The organism is Rhodococcus sp. P4_E4, assembly GCF_056401575.1.
The window spans coordinates 226676-240696 of the sequence record NZ_JBFUJB010000019.1 but is presented as its reverse complement, the minus strand read 5'-3'; the positions used below and the strand labels follow the sequence as shown (position 1 = coordinate 240696).

The 14021-nt window shown below is 63.4% G+C and carries 14 protein-coding genes; 11 read left to right on the top strand and 3 right to left on the bottom strand.

Annotated elements, in window-relative coordinates; all coding sequences use genetic code 11:
• Nucleotides 1-9: 9 nt before the first annotated feature.
• From AC1DVN_RS21360 to AC1DVN_RS21325, 8 genes are all read left to right on the top strand, one after another.
• Nucleotides 10-600, top strand: a complete 591-nt coding sequence (locus tag AC1DVN_RS21360; protein ID WP_308370582.1) for an Rv1476 family membrane protein — start codon at nucleotides 10-12, stop codon at nucleotides 598-600.
• A 451-nt stretch (nucleotides 601-1051) separates the two neighbouring features.
• Nucleotides 1052-2599, top strand: coding sequence for an NlpC/P60 family protein (locus AC1DVN_RS21355; RefSeq protein WP_029255350.1), 1548 nt, complete (start codon nucleotides 1052-1054; stop codon nucleotides 2597-2599).
• Between the two features lie 150 nt (nucleotides 2600-2749).
• The gene (locus AC1DVN_RS21350) at nucleotides 2750-3946 is read left to right on the top strand and encodes an AAA family ATPase (RefSeq protein ID WP_019748425.1); all 1197 of its coding nucleotides are present in this window, start codon (nucleotides 2750-2752) and stop codon (nucleotides 3944-3946) included.
• Nucleotides 3943-4935: a DUF58 domain-containing protein gene (locus AC1DVN_RS21345; protein WP_003944991.1), complete on the top strand. Its 993-nt coding sequence runs from the start codon at nucleotides 3943-3945 to the stop codon at nucleotides 4933-4935. Before AC1DVN_RS21350 ends, AC1DVN_RS21345 begins: the two co-directional genes overlap by 4 nt.
• Nucleotides 4932-5912: a VWA domain-containing protein gene (locus AC1DVN_RS21340; RefSeq protein ID WP_019748426.1), complete on the top strand. Its 981-nt coding sequence runs from the start codon at nucleotides 4932-4934 to the stop codon at nucleotides 5910-5912. The genes AC1DVN_RS21345 and AC1DVN_RS21340 overlap by 4 nt, the downstream gene beginning before the upstream one ends.
• 70 nt (nucleotides 5913-5982) lie before the next feature.
• Nucleotides 5983-6732: a 3-oxoacyl-ACP reductase FabG1 gene (gene fabG1, locus AC1DVN_RS21335; protein WP_007727875.1), complete on the top strand. Its 750-nt coding sequence runs from the start codon at nucleotides 5983-5985 to the stop codon at nucleotides 6730-6732.
• 54 nt (nucleotides 6733-6786) lie between these two features.
• Nucleotides 6787-7584 carry an NADH-dependent enoyl-ACP reductase InhA gene (gene inhA / locus AC1DVN_RS21330; protein WP_003944803.1) on the top strand — a complete coding sequence of 266 codons (798 nt, stop codon included), beginning with the start codon at nucleotides 6787-6789 and terminating at the stop codon, nucleotides 7582-7584.
• A gap of 84 nt (nucleotides 7585-7668) precedes the next feature.
• Nucleotides 7669-8721 carry a ferrochelatase gene (locus AC1DVN_RS21325; RefSeq protein WP_060938556.1) on the top strand — a complete coding sequence of 351 codons (1053 nt, stop codon included), beginning with the start codon at nucleotides 7669-7671 and terminating at the stop codon, nucleotides 8719-8721.
• A gap of 17 nt (nucleotides 8722-8738) precedes the next feature.
• Here AC1DVN_RS21325 and AC1DVN_RS21320 read toward each other — a convergent pair whose 3' ends face one another.
• Nucleotides 8739-9347, bottom strand: coding sequence for a hypothetical protein (locus tag AC1DVN_RS21320; protein WP_020907744.1), 609 nt, complete (start codon nucleotides 9345-9347; stop codon nucleotides 8739-8741).
• Between the two features lie 106 nt (nucleotides 9348-9453).
• Nucleotides 9454-9795 carry a metallopeptidase family protein gene (locus tag AC1DVN_RS21315; RefSeq protein WP_003944783.1) on the bottom strand — a complete coding sequence of 114 codons (342 nt, stop codon included), beginning with the start codon at nucleotides 9793-9795 and terminating at the stop codon, nucleotides 9454-9456.
• A gap of 77 nt (nucleotides 9796-9872) precedes the next feature.
• Here AC1DVN_RS21315 and AC1DVN_RS21310 point away from each other — a divergent pair, with 77 nt between their 5' ends.
• A complete protein-coding gene (locus AC1DVN_RS21310) occupies nucleotides 9873-10364 on the top strand; it encodes a hypothetical protein (RefSeq protein ID WP_020907745.1) in 492 nt (163 codons plus the stop codon).
• Nucleotides 10365-10545: 181 nt separating this feature from the next.
• Nucleotides 10546-12312 carry an enoyl-CoA hydratase-related protein gene (locus AC1DVN_RS21305; RefSeq protein WP_477994199.1) on the top strand — a complete coding sequence of 589 codons (1767 nt, stop codon included), beginning with the start codon at nucleotides 10546-10548 and terminating at the stop codon, nucleotides 12310-12312.
• Here the strand turns inward: AC1DVN_RS21305 and AC1DVN_RS21300 are convergent.
• The gene (locus AC1DVN_RS21300) at nucleotides 12302-13093 is read right to left on the bottom strand and encodes a hypothetical protein (protein WP_042951890.1); all 792 of its coding nucleotides are present in this window, start codon (nucleotides 13091-13093) and stop codon (nucleotides 12302-12304) included. The genes AC1DVN_RS21305 and AC1DVN_RS21300 overlap by 11 nt on opposite strands.
• A gap of 67 nt (nucleotides 13094-13160) precedes the next feature.
• On the opposite strand from AC1DVN_RS21300, the gene AC1DVN_RS21295 reads away from it, so the two are divergent.
• Nucleotides 13161-13988, top strand: coding sequence for a DUF3097 domain-containing protein (locus AC1DVN_RS21295; RefSeq protein WP_003944813.1), 828 nt, complete (start codon nucleotides 13161-13163; stop codon nucleotides 13986-13988).
• Nucleotides 13989-14021 lie beyond the last annotated feature (33 nt).

The window sequence follows — 14021 nt, the reverse complement described above, 5'->3', positions numbered from 1 at the left end:
GGATGAGAGATGTCTGCTCCTACCAATCACGCTTTTGCGCCTGTGCACGTGAAGTCCCCGTTGCACGTCGCTGTTCCGTCGGATGTCGATCTCGACGACGTGCTCGCGGACCTTTCGACGGACGGCGTCTCCGCCCCGGAGTCCGATGTTGTGGGGCTGACTGCGGTGGTGACCGACGCTCGAGAACGTGGTGTCGACTTGAGCGTCGTAGTGGTCGACGCAAATCCGGGCCGGCCGTCCGATCTTCGCGACCTGGCCACGACGGTCGGCAAAACCGAAGGCGGCACGGTTCTCGTTCTGAGCCCAGACTGGATGGGTAGCTACAGCGACTCGATCAGTCGCGTGCAGCTCGAAACCGCGCAGGACCGATCTTTCGGAGAAAGCGCGAGCGTGACCGCGGACCGCTTCTCGCACGAGATCGTGGCGCCGGGTCCGCCGTGGACGCTTTACACGGTCCTTGTCATCGCACTGGTTGCGGTTATTGCCGGAATTACCTTTGCCGTCAAGTGGCGGCGAGAGCCGGAAAACGCGCAAACCGGACATATCGCTTCGACTTCAGAAACGGCGACATCTTCCGACCACCGGGCCGATTCCGTCTGACCTTGGTCCTTTTGCGAGATTTTCAGTAACTCGTCGAAAACAGGTACTCACCGCTGTTTGCGGTGAGTACCTGCCCTTTTTGGTACCTGCATGCCATTAGACCAGCTCAAATACCGTTTGTGTTATTTGTGGCTAAAGTTTCCAAAGAACGCTTGAGTGTCGTACGGTACAACTGGCACTTTTTGGGGAAGAAGTGTCGCAGACAGGCTGATGTTGTTCGACGCGTACTTGTCGGTTGCCTTGTTCTCGAGGTGTCGACGGTGGCGTTCGTACGGCACGTCCAGGTCGACGAGCAGCTCTCGGGCTGTGGGCGACCGGTGCTTGGTCTGCGCATTCCCTCCCCGCACGGATCGGCGACCCAGCGGGCCGTGGCGTTACACGCGAGGGAGAGTTATTTGTGAGGCAAGTAACACGTGGCGGCGAGTCCCGTCGTGGTCCTTCCCGTAAGTCGATGCGCCTGGCGCAACTGGTCATCGGATTCGGCGTTGTCGGGTCCCTGATCGTCGGTACGCCCGCCATGTCCTCGGCCGTACCACCGCCGCCGCCGAATCCGAGTGACTCGGACATCGCTGCGGCCGATTCGCAGGTCTCGTCGAGCGTCGGCACCGTCAGCGCGCTCATCAATCAAGTCGCATCGGCCAACGAACAGTTGTCGGCACTCGACAACGAAGTTGCGATCAAGCGTGAAGACGTCAACAAGACGCTCGTGGATCTGCAGAACGCTCGCGGCGCCGCAGACACCGCAGCGCAGGCCGTCGGCGTCACCAAACAAGCTCTTAAGGACGCGTCGGCGCAGATCGAGGTCGCTCAGACGGACTTCGACAAGTACGCACGCTCGAGCTACGTCAAGGGCACCAACACCGCGTCCATCTCGTCGTTCCTCGACGCCAAGGGCCCGGGCGATGTCCTCGACCGCGCGCAGGTCCTCAAACTGCTCGCCAATACGCAGAGCGCAGTGCTTGACGGTCTCCAACGAGCACGTACCGAGCAGGCGAACAAGGACTCCGCGACCCGCCAGGCAAAGCAGCAGGCCGACGCCGCCGCCGAGGTCGCGGCACAACTGAAGGATCTGGCCGAGCAGGCGATTCAGATCGCGCGCAACGCTCTCGATCAGCAGGTTGCCAAGAAGGCCGCGATCGAAGCCGAGCGGAACTCCGCTCAGGCTCAGCTCGACGCCGCCCGCAATGCAGTCGCAGGTTTGCAGGGCCAACGCCAGGCGTATGCGACGTGGGACGAGCAGCGTCGCGCCGAGGAAGCTCATCAGAAGGCTCTCGAAGCTGCCGCCAAGGAAGCTGCCGCACAGGCTGCTGCCCGCGCAGCTGCCGACCAGGCCGCCAAGGATCGAGCTGCAGCACTGGCAGCGGCTCAGCGTCCGCACACCGCTGTGGAAGACCCGACTCCGACCGTCATCCCGGACGACGACGACACCTGGACTGACGAGGAAACCGGGACCGACGAGGAAACAGGCACGGACGAAGAGACCGGTACCGAAGAGGAAACGGTCACGACGCCCAAGCCCACCACCCCCAAGCCGACGACGCCGAAGCCCAGCACGCCGAAGCCTTCCGTTACCGGAAGCGCTGCAATCGAATCCGTCATCGACCGCGGAATGTCTCAGCTCGGCGTGCAGTACGCCTGGGGCGGAGGCGACGAAAACGGTCCGACGCGAGGCATCCGTGACGGCGGCGTCGCCGACAGTTACGGCGACTTCAACAAAGTCGGGTTCGACTGCTCGGGCTTGATGATCTACGCCTTCGCCGGCATCGGAATCTCGCTGCCGCACTACACCGGCTATCAGTACACCGCGGGCACGCAGGTTCCGTCTTCGGAGATGAAACGCGGCGACATGATCTTCTACGGCCCCAACGCCAGCCAGCACGTGGCGCTCTACCTCGGTAACGGGCAGATGCTCGAGGCACCACAATCCGGTTCGAGTGTCATGGTCTCCCCGGTTCGCTGGGGCGGAATGACGCCGTACGCCGTCCGACTGGTGTCCTGACCGTCAGAGGAAATGCCGCTGACACCCGCATTGTCAGGGAACTATCAAGTTCCCGACGTGGTGTTACGGCATCGAGCGCAACTACCTGGAATAGTTGACGGGGAACACGTTACTGTCGGTACTTTTCTAGGTGAAAGCGATGGATTCTTGGTGACCTCACGTGAAGATTCGGTCGGAACGGTCGACGTAAGCAAGGCGAGCGGAAGTGCGGACGGAGCAGCACCTTCCCTGGCAGCCGACGTTCAGACCTTGGAACGAGCGATCTACGAGGTCAAGCGAGTCATCGTCGGGCAGGACCGGCTTGTCGAGCGCATTCTCGTCGGACTTCTCGCCAAGGGTCACGTCCTCCTCGAAGGCGTACCCGGTGTCGCCAAGACGCTGGCCGTCGAGACTTTCGCGAAGGTCGTCGGCGGTTCGTTCTCCCGCGTCCAGTTCACCCCCGACCTGGTGCCAACCGACCTCATCGGCACGCGCATCTACCGTCAGGGCCGCGAGGAGTTCGACACCGAACTCGGACCGGTCGTCGCCAACTTCGTGTTGGCCGACGAGATCAACCGTGCCCCGGCCAAGGTGCAGTCCGCGCTCCTCGAGGTGATGGCAGAACGCCACGTCTCGATCGGTGGCAAGCGGTACCACATGCCCGATCCGTTCCTGGTGATGGCGACGCAGAACCCCATCGAGAACGAGGGTGTCTATCCGCTCCCCGAGGCGCAGCGCGACCGCTTCCTGTTCAAGATCCTCGTCGACTACCCGACTGTCGAGGAAGAACGCGAAATCGTCTACCGGATGGGTGTGGCAGCCCCGGAGCCGCACCAGATCCTCGGTCCGGAGGAGTTGGTCAGGCTCCAACGCGTCGCCAGCAACGTCTTCGTCCACCACGCGCTCGTCGACTACGTTGTCCGGGTCATCGCCGCTACGCGTACGCCGCGTGAGGTCGGACTCGAGGACGTCGCGGGCTGGATCGCGTACGGCGCCTCACCCCGCGCGACGCTCGGCATCATCGCCGCGTCGCGGGCTCTCGCTCTCGTCCGCGGCCGCGACTACGTCGTGCCGCAGGACGTCATCGAGGTGATCCCGGACGTGTTGCGCCACCGCCTCGTTCTCTCCTACGACGCCATGGCCGACGAGGTGACTCCCGACGCCGTCATCGCCCGGGTGCTGCAGACCGTCGGACTGCCGCAGATCGCCGCGCGGCCTGTTCCTACCGTTCCCGGTCCGCCTCAGCAGGGCGCACCGCAGGCACCTCAGTTCAACGCACAGGGCACCGCGAATCCACAGGGCACAGTCAATCCACAGGGAAACGGCGCGCCGATCGCGACCGCTGAGACGATGAGTCGCCCGCAGTGACCGAAGGCCGCGACGGTGGCCAGGCGACACCCGCCGGATCCACCGGTTCTCCGCCGTCGTTCCGATCCGGCGAGCTCAGCGATCCCAAACTCACCGCTGCGCTGCGCACCCTCGAGCTGACGGTTCGTCGTCGCCTCGACGGTGTGCTGCACGGCGATCACCTCGGCCTGATTCCCGGCCCGGGTTCCGAACCGGGTGACGCCCGCGAGTATCAGCCGGGCGACGACGTGCGGCAGATGGATTGGTCCGTGACTGCACGGACGACGCACCCACACGTGCGCCAGTCGGTCGCGGATCGTGAGCTCGAGACGTGGCTTGTCATCGACCTGTCTGCAAGTCTCGACTTCGGGACCGCTGGATGCGAGAAGCGCGACCTGGTTGTCGCCGCAGCTGCGGCGATCACTCACCTGACCAGTTCGGGCGGTAACCGCGTCGGCGCCATCATCTCGACGGGCGCCCAGACAACCCGAATTCCGGCCCGTGGTGGACGCATTCACGCACAGGCGATGCTCCGCAAGATCGCGACGACTCCGCACGCTCCGGACGGGGTACGCGGTGATCTGGTCGGCGCGATCGAAGCGCTCAGACGCCCACAGCGTCGGCGCGGACTCGCGGTCGTCATCAGCGACTTCCTCGGGCCGATCGACTGGGAACGCTCGCTGCGCGCCATTTCGGGACGGCACGACGTGCTCGGCGTCGAGGTGGTAGATCCGCGTGACCTCGAACTGCCAGACGTCGGCGACGTGGTGCTTCACGATCCCGAGTCCGGTCGAACGAGAGAATTCACCACGACGCCGCAACTGCGCGCCGACTTCGCCAGAGTCGCCGCCGAGCACCGCGTCGAGGTCAGGCAAGCTCTACGTCGTTGCGGCGCACCGCTCATGTCCCTGCACACCGATCGGGACTGGATCGCCGACGTCGTGAGATTCATCTCGGCACGCCGCCACAGTTATGGTGCCGGCGCCGGAACTGGGGGCGTTCGTTCGTGAGTCTTTCTCAATTCACCGCACCGTGGTGGCTGCTGTTCCTCGCTGTCATTGCCGCGTTGGTGGTCGGTTATGTACTCGTACAGAAGCAGCGAGCCAAGCACACACTTCGGTTCACGAACTTCGCACTGTTGGAGAAGGTGGCGCCTTCGCGGCCCGGGCGGTGGCGTCATATTCCGGCGATTCTGATGGTCGTCGCATTGGTGTTCTTCACCGTCGCCCTTGCCGGTCCGACGGCAGACAAGAAGGTCCCGCGAAACCGTGCCACGGTGATCCTCGTGATCGACGTGTCGCTGTCGATGCAGGCCACCGACGTCGAGCCGACGCGATTGGCAGCAGCACAGGAAGCTGCGAAGTCGTTCGCCGACGGTCTGACTCCCGGCATCAACCTCGGGTTGGTCGCATTTGCCGGAACGGCTTCGGTTCTGGTGTCGCCCACCACGAATCGTGACGCGACGAAGGTCGCCATCGACAACCTCAAGCTCAGTGAGCGGACGGCGACGGGCGAAGCGATCTTCACCTCGTTGCAGTCGATCGACACGCTGTCGGCTGTTCTCGGCGGCAGCGATCAGGCGCCACCGGCGCGCATCGTGTTGCTGTCAGACGGTAAGCAGACCGTTCCCGAGAACTCGGACGATCCGCGGGGCGGATTCACCGCTGCCCGTCAGGCCAAGGACAAGGGTGTTCCGATCTCGACCATTTCCTTCGGAACGACATACGGGCGAGTCGAGATCGAAGGAGACCGAATCCCCGTCCCGGTCGACGATGCGTCACTGAAGGAGATCGCCAACCTGTCCGGCGGAAGTTTCTTCACGGCATCGAGCCTCGAAGAACTGCGCCAGGTGTACGACACGCTCGAAGAGCAGATCGGTTTCGAGACGACACGAGGCGATGCGAGTCGACCGTGGTTGGTCCTCGGCGTCGTGTTCGCGACCGCTGGTCTGACGATTGCCCTGGTACGCAGGCAGCGTCTGCCCTGATCGAGAGCAGTTCCGAATTGTCCAAATACCGCTGGTACGCGGCCCGCAGAGAATTGATAGGTTGATCGCCATGTCTACCCCTCCCACGACAGTGGTTTCCGAACGGACCGTCACCACACCGCGCTCGGTGCTCGTCACCGGCGGTAACCGCGGAATCGGCTTGGCCGTCGCTCAGCGGCTCGCCGCAGACGGCCACAAGGTAGCCGTCACGCACCGCGGTTCCGGTGTCCCCGAAGGGTTGTTCGGCGTCGTTTGCGACGTCACCGACACCGAGTCGATCGACCGTGCATTCAAAGAGGTCGAAGCACACCAGGGGCCGGTCGAGGTCATCGTCGCCAATGCCGGCGTCACCGACGACACACTGATCATGCGAATGAGCGAAGAGCAGTTCACGAGCGTCGTCGACGCGAACCTCACCGGTACGTTCCGCCTCTCGAAGCGTGCGACCCGGTCGATGCTGCGCGCGCGTTTCGGACGCTTCATCTTCCTCGGTTCGGTGGTGGGTCTGGCAGGACAAGCCGGCCAGGTCAACTACGCCGCGTCCAAGGCAGGCATCGTCGGTATCGCTCGTTCCCTGACAAGGGAACTCGGCTCGCGTTCGATCACCGCCAACGTTGTCGCACCGGGTTTCATCGAGACCGACATGACGGCAGCACTGGGCGACGACGTGAAGGACAAGGCCACCGAGTTCATCCCGTTGCAGCGGACCGGAAAGCCGGAAGATGTTGCAGCAGTTGTCAGTTTCCTCGCCTCCGACGATTCGGCATACGTCTCGGGTGCAGTCATCCCCGTCGACGGCGGACTCGGCATGGGGCACTGACCCGCTTTTCGCACACACACCTTTCTCGTACGTCTGAAATCAGGAGGACATCTCATGGGCGGTTTGCTCGAGGGTAAGACCATTCTTGTCACCGGCATCATCACCGATTCGTCGATCGCGTTCCACGTGGCCAAGGTCGCGCAGGAGCAGGGTGCGAAGGTGCTGATCACCGGATTCGATCGTCTGCGCCTCATCGATCGCATCGCCCAGCGACTGCCGCAGCCCGTGCCGCCGGCAATCTCGCTCAACGTCCAGAGCTCGGAGGATCTCGCATCTCTCGCCGAGCGTGTGCGCGAGCTGGCTCCCGAGGGTATCGACGGCGTGGTCCACTCGATCGGCTTCGCTCCCCGCTCCTGCCTGGGAAGCCCGTTCATGGACGCGCCGTGGGAAGACGTGGCGGTCGCACTCGAGGTGTCCGCATACTCGTACAGCGCACTGGCCAAGGCCTTGCTGCCGGTGCTCAACGACAACGCGTCCATCGTCGGAATGGACTTCGATCCGGCACGCGCAATGCCCTTCTACAACTGGATGGGTGTCTCCAAGGCAACCCTCGAGGCCGTCAATCGGTACGTGGCCAAAGAGGTCGGCGTCCGCGGCATCCGCTCGAACCTGGTGTCCTCCGGCCCGATCAAGACCCTGGCCGCCAAGGCCATTGCCGGCGACAGCACCGGTCCGGGCGCGGAGTTGGACAAGCTGAACACCGCATGGGACGGTGCTGCGCCCATCGGCTGGGACGTCGACGATCGCGAGCCGGTCGCCAAAACGGTCTGCACCGTTCTCTCGGATTGGTTGCCCGGCACGACCGCGTCGATCATCTACGTCGACGGCGGCTTCCACGCGATGGTCGGCTAGTAGCACCCCTTCTACTACACAGGTGAGTACCCGGGTGACCCCCGCCGAACGGCATCACGCAAGATTGAACTCATGACCGCAAGTATGGACATGCAGTTCGATGCTCTTCTCGTTTTGTCGTTCGGCGGTCCCGAAAAACCCGCAGACGTACGGCCGTTCCTCGAAAACGTCACGCGCGGTAGGGGAGTGCCACCGGAGCGGCTCGACGCCGTTGTCGAGCACTACATGCATTTCGGTGGAGTTTCGCCCATCAACGCGCTCAACCGAGACCTGATCGAACGGGTCGAAGGTGAGTTGGCAGCAGCCGGCGTGGACCTGCCCGTGTACTTCGGCAACCGCAACTGGCACCCGATGGTCGAAGACACCGTCGCCAAGATGCGCGAGGACGGTGTCCGCAATGCCGCCGTGTTCGCCACGTCGGCGTGGGGCGGTTACTCGGGATGTCGGCAGTACCACGAGGACATCGTCCGTGCCCGTGAAGCCGTCGGTGACGGCGCACCGACGCTGACAAAACTTCGTCAGTACTACGACCATCCGCTCGTCGTCGGCGCGTTCGCCGACGGTGTGCGCGCGGCCCGCGCAGAGTTGCCCGAAGCGACTCGCGATACCGCGCGCCTGGTGTTCACGGCGCATTCGGTCCCGAGTGCCGCAGACCGCAATGCAGGGCCGCCGGCAGAGGGCGGAAACCTCTACAGCCGACAGGTTGCCGAGGCTGCGAAGTTGGTTGCCGAGGCCGTCGGCGTCGAAGATTTTGATCTGGTGTGGCAGTCGCGATCAGGCCCGCCGCAGGTTCCGTGGCTCGACCCCGACATCTGTGATCACCTGGATACGCTGTCCGCCAAGGACGTTCGCGCCGTGATCGTGTGTCCTGTCGGTTTCGTCTCCGATCACCTCGAAGTGGTGTGGGACCTGGACACCGAGGCCAAGGACAAGGCGGCCGAACTCGGTATGGATTTCGTGCGCGCCGCGACACCCGGCCGCGATCAGCGTTTTGCGCAGCTGGTGCCCACGCTCGTTCGGGAACTGGCCGACGCCGAGCAGCCACTGCGATTGGGGGTCGAGCCGCTGCTCGGCTCGACCACCAACGGTCTCTCGTGTGCGGTGAACTGCTGCGCCGCCGTTCAGCGCCCCCGCTGACGGAAGCTTTCCGACGCTCAGGAGTTCGGCTGCTTCAGCTTTCCGCAGGGTCCCGGAACGGTGGACGTGCTGCGTGAGGTGAGGAGCGTCTCGACGATCTGTCGATCCTCGGGGCTCAGTGACGGGTCGATGTAGTTGAGCTTGGGCGCCCCCAGTTCACGGACTCGCCCGGCGAGGGTCGCTACAAATGACACTCGTTCTTCGTCGTCGTCGTTGACGTCGTGGATCTGCAGCACTGACACCGGAAACTTGCGCAGTGTCACAGGCAGGAAGCGGGCGCCGAGCACATGGTCGACGTTGAATCCCGCCCACTGTCCCTGGTTGGCTTCCACGCATTCGGCGTCGGAGTGAATTGCGCTCTCGCCGATGTACTTACGGGCGGGGAGCATCTTCTTCGGTGCTAGTTCGGATGCACCTTGCTGTAGCACGGGGAAGTCGCCGTCCGAGTACAACCAGGGTTGGTTGGCCATCGAGATCAACCGGCCGGCGTCCAGATCCGGGAGATAGCGAGACTTGAGGAGAAACGCAACGCTGTCGACCGAGATGCCCAGCAGTTCGGCGGCCTTCTGTCGGCTCATCGCAAACGTCGGGGCATTCTTCGGGGCGATCTGGATCAAATTGACCATGCGAACTCCTGTAAGTGTTCAATTGTTGCGGGCTTGGTACAGCTGACATGACAATTCGCCGATTATCAACCTCTAGCTGATTTCCGACTTGTAGATGAGTTGGTTGTCACCATCCGAGTTCACGCAACCGGGGATCTCCGATCCCGAAGTGGTGGCCGATTTCGTGGATCACGGTTCGGCGAACTTGCTCGATCACCTCGTCTTCGGTGCTGCAGATCGCACAGATGGCCCTGCGGTAGATCGTGATGCGGTCGGGGAGGACGCCGGCGTACGTGGTGGTTCTCTTGGTCAGTGGGATGCCCTGATACAACCCGAGCAGCCCCGGTCGTCCACCTTCGAGTTGTACGGTCACCGCGACGTTGGCCATCTCCGCTCCCAACTTCGGGGGCAGACTGTCGAGCGCCCGCTTGACCATGTCCTCGAACTGACTGTCGTCCACGTCGATCATCTGCCCATTGTGCGTGCGAGGGCGGGATCCGGGTGTGTCCATGTGGAAACAGTGCAGCTTACGGCTATGTTCATTGCGTGGCCGAAGACCTCTATCACCGTTACGAATTCACATTCATCGTTCAGATGCTGACAGTCTCGCAAGAGCAGGCGATCGAAGAGAGCTTGGGCGGAAGGGTCGAGGACCGGCGTGGACTGCAGTTGCTGACGCTCACCTCGGAAGGTATGCGAGCGGCGACGACGGCTATCACCGTGGTCGACCAGTTGGTGGCTGCAGGCGTGCGTCCCCAGCGGACGCATCCCGATTTGGTGTCACGTCAGGACATTGCCGACCGTGCGGGGGTGACGAGGCAGGCTGTCGGACAATGGGTGCGAGGGGTCCGGCAGGCGGCCACTCCCTTCCCGATTCCGTACAACTCGGTCGCCGGGGGGATCTGGTTCTGGGGCGATGTTCTGGATTGGTTGCGCCGTCAGGGGTACAGCCAGGACACCGGTTTGCGCTACCCGACGCTGGACGAACATATTCGCATCGACCGCCATATTGCGATCAATCACAAGACTGCGGGTTGACCGATCAAACGGTTTGCCTGAAAATAGCTATTGAAACAAACCGACGGTAGGTATAAAGTCCCTAAATACCTCAATCAATCTATCGGTGCGTCGGCCCTGCTCTGGGGGGAGTTCGGTCTGCGCTGCAGATACCCGAGCATGCGAGCAGGAATCCATGGTTTCGACCCCCGAAGTTAGACCGATGCCCAAATCGGCCGCATTCACGACTTCTGTGGCTATTTCCAGCGCTGGAGCAACGACGAAGCTACGCGAAGATGCAACGGGCAGGGGCCGTCTGCGAGCGGCGACGGCGGCGCTGTTCCGGCGCTCACGCCCACGCGCGGCTTCCGCGCCACCGTTGAGCGTGCTTCTTCTCGTCACCTCCGACAATGGTCTCTCGCAGCGGGCTGGTCTTGTTCTTCGCGAGGCGGGGCACCAAGTCCGCACCGCCGTCGTCGCCGACGCGGACGCAGCGCTGGCCGCGACGTCTGCGGGAGATTTCGATCTCATCATCTGCCCGTTTCTGAAAGCCTATGTACCGGAATCTATTTGGCAGCGGTGGACAACGATCATCATCCATCCCGGCCCGCCCGGCGATCGCGGACCGTCGTCGCTGGACTGGGCGATAACGGATGGCGAACCGATCTGGGGAGTGACCGCGTTGCAGGCCGCCGAGGAACTCGATGCCGGAGCGGTGTGGGCGTGGCGGACATTCGAACTCCAGAGCGGTGCAACCAAATCTTCGGTATACAACGAGGCAGTCACCGACGCGGCGATGGAGTGCATTACGGAGGTCGTCGAACATTTCCGTACTCCTGACTTCCAGGCGATCCCATCGGACCGAGTTGCGCGGCCCGTGGCATCGGCCCGATCGAGGCCCAGCATGAAACAGGCCGATCGCGTTTTCAGCTGGGAGGAAGACGCGTCGAGCATCGTCCGCGCCGTCAACGCCGCCGACGGGTTTCCCGGCGTCGCCGTTCAGTTGGGGCTCGACCGGGTCTACGTCTACGACGCTCACCCCGATACCCACGTCGATGCAGCGCCCGGCACCATCGTCGAGTACTTCCACCAGGCGATACGTGTCGCCACCGGTGCGGGCTCCGTATGGATCGGACATGCGCGGCTCGTCGGCGCCGGCAATGTCAAACTTCCGTCGACCGCGGTCGTACGTCCGGACGTGTTCGGTCCACAGGTCTGGGAGAGTCGTTACCCCGAGACCGACTATCACCGCGACGGCGAAATCGGATATCTCTCGTTCCGCTTCTACAACGGTGCGATGAGTACGAAGCAATGCGCCCGACTGGCCGCCAGGCTCCGCTGGGCGATCGCGCAGGACACCAGGATCCTTGTCCTGACGGGTGACTACGACAGATTCAGCAACGGTATCCACCTCAACGTCATCGAGGCCGCGTCTGATCAAGCCGGAGAAGCGTGGGCCAACATCAAAGCCATCAACGAGATCGCGAAAGCGATCGTCACCTGTACGGAACAGGTTGTGGTGGCGGCATTCACAGGCAACGCCGGTGCCGGCGGGGTCATGCTTCCGCTTGGAGCCGACGTAGTCGTGGCCAGGGACGGTGTGGTTCTCAATCCTCATTACGCCACGATGGGCCTGTTCGGCTCGGAACTGCACACGTACACACTTCCGGCTCGGGTCGGCGAGGAGCAGGCCCGCAGCCTGCTGGCCGAGTGCAGTGCGATCGGTATCCGTCGAGCCTTGGACATCGGACTTGTCGACGCGATCGGCCCCAGACGGCCGGATCTGTTCGAGGCGTGGTTGCACGAGGTCGCCACCGACTTGCTCGAAGGAGATCGGATGGAATCGATGCTGGAGCGCAAACGTCTTCGACTGGAACGTGATCCGGTGGAGCCCTACGAGGAGCGTGAGCTCGAAGAGATGAAGATCGACATGTTCGGTGACCGCAACGGGTTTGCCGAGAAACGCCGGAACTTCGTGCTCAAGCTCTGATCGACACGCTGTTCGCCGACGCGACACGGGCAGTGCGAACGACGTCCCACAGTCGTCGCAGCAGGTCGTCACGCCTCTGCGCAGTGGACACGCTCGGGGCCTGATTGGTCGAGACCGACGCAGCGACGGTAAGAATGGCTGCCACGTTGTCGGCGGTGTCGATCACCTGTAGATGCCGAGGTGACAGTGTCGACGGCCAGCGGTACCCGGCCTGGGCCTGCAGCGCTTCGGCGACCAGCGTACGAGCGTCGCCCCCAGGCATTCCGGTGGCTACGGCCGGAAGCCCGCCGAGCACCTCCGCTGCGTCCCGAACAGCCTGGCGCAGTTCGTATTCGGCTTCACGGAGTCCGATCGATTCGGCGCTGCCCGCCACAGTGGGAATGGAGAAAACCGTCCACCGCAAGACGTCCGGACCTTCCTTCGACGGCACGAGGCCGACTCCCGGCTTCCCGACGGCGCCGATCTGTATCCCTTCACCCGTTGCGATCGCAGCGCGCGCGAACTCGGTGCCAGTGGGCAGGCCACGTACATCGCCGGCCGTAGGAAGGACCAGGCGGACTTCAGCAGCCTCCGAGCGGGCGATTCTCAACAGGGTGGACACACCCGAAGCCGTGACTCCCGGCCACTCGAGATCGTGACGGACCGCGGTTTCCGCATCGGCAGCGCCGATCAGGTGCATCGGCGCCCACGCGGCAAGGGCGTCGATGACGTCGTCCGGCGCAGCGTCGCCGGCGAGCCATGACGCTGCCCACACGGTGAGGGTTGCGCTGGGAGAACTCATGACCGTGAAGTTTAGTTCGGCGTGGCGACATGCGCGGCCCCGGCGTTGTGACCTAGCGTGATCCGGCGTGAGCGGTGGCAACGGATACGGTGACATTTTTGCGGGTCATACCCGCAAACAGAAGCGCGTGACGCCTGAAGTGGCGGCCGAACGTGATCTTGTCGTCGAGGATGCGGCGACAGGATTCTGCGGTGCTGTAGTCGGTTTCGAGCGCACGTACGACGGCGATTTCGTGCGACTCGAGGACGGGCGTTCCCGGACGCGGTTGTTCGCGATGCGCGAGGCGGCCTTCCTCATCGACGGCTCACCGGTCACCCTCGTTCGCCCGGCCCCCAAGCCCGCGTCCACCAAACCCGCACGATCGGCTTCGGGTTCGACCCGAGTCGAAGGCTTACGTGCACGCACGGCACTGCCCAGCCGGATCTGGGTGGAGGGAGTACACGATGCTGCCCTCGTCGAGCGGGTGTGGGGCCATGACCTTCGCGTCGAAGGTGTTGTCGTCGAACATCTCGAAGGGCTCGACAATCTGGGGGAGCGGCTTGCCGAATTCGGGCCGGGCCCCGGCCGCCGTGTCGGTGTCCTCGTCGACCACCTGGTCACCGGTTCCAAGGAAACCCAACTGACTCAGGGCCTCGGCCCGAACGTGTTGGTGACCGGACACCCGTATATCGACGTGTGGGAGGCCGTTCGTCCCAAATCTGTCGGAATCGCCTCCTGGCCGAAGATTCCACGCGGCGAGGATTGGAAGACGGGAATCTGCCGCGAACTGGGCTGGGGGACGCCTCAGGAGGGCTGGCGGCGGGTCTACAACTCGGTCGAGAGCTTCCGCGATCTGGAAGCTCCTTTGATCGGCGCCGTCGAACAACTTGTCGATTTCGTTACCGAGCCGAACTGACGTAGCGGCGGCCTGGGTCACACATTCTGGTTA

Excerpts from the sequence above, each read along its gene's own strand:
- AC1DVN_RS21360 (WP_308370582.1), top strand. The coding sequence starts at position 10 with ATGTCTGCTCCTACCAATCACGCTTTTGCGCCTGTGCACGTGAAGTCC.
- AC1DVN_RS21355 (WP_029255350.1), top strand. The coding sequence starts at position 1,052 with ATGCGCCTGGCGCAACTGGTCATCGGATTCGGCGTTGTCGGGTCCCTG.
- fabG1 (WP_007727875.1), top strand. The coding sequence starts at position 5,983 with ATGTCTACCCCTCCCACGACAGTGGTTTCCGAACGGACCGTCACCACA.
- inhA (WP_003944803.1), top strand. The coding sequence starts at position 6,787 with ATGGGCGGTTTGCTCGAGGGTAAGACCATTCTTGTCACCGGCATCATC.
- AC1DVN_RS21325 (WP_060938556.1), top strand. The coding sequence starts at position 7,669 with ATGGACATGCAGTTCGATGCTCTTCTCGTTTTGTCGTTCGGCGGTCCC.
- AC1DVN_RS21320 (WP_020907744.1), bottom strand. The coding sequence starts at position 9,347 with ATGGTCAATTTGATCCAGATCGCCCCGAAGAATGCCCCGACGTTTGCG.
- AC1DVN_RS21315 (WP_003944783.1), bottom strand. The coding sequence starts at position 9,795 with ATGATCGACGTGGACGACAGTCAGTTCGAGGACATGGTCAAGCGGGCG.
- AC1DVN_RS21305 (WP_477994199.1), top strand. The coding sequence starts at position 10,546 with ATGCCCAAATCGGCCGCATTCACGACTTCTGTGGCTATTTCCAGCGCT.
- AC1DVN_RS21300 (WP_042951890.1), bottom strand. The coding sequence starts at position 13,093 with ATGAGTTCTCCCAGCGCAACCCTCACCGTGTGGGCAGCGTCATGGCTC.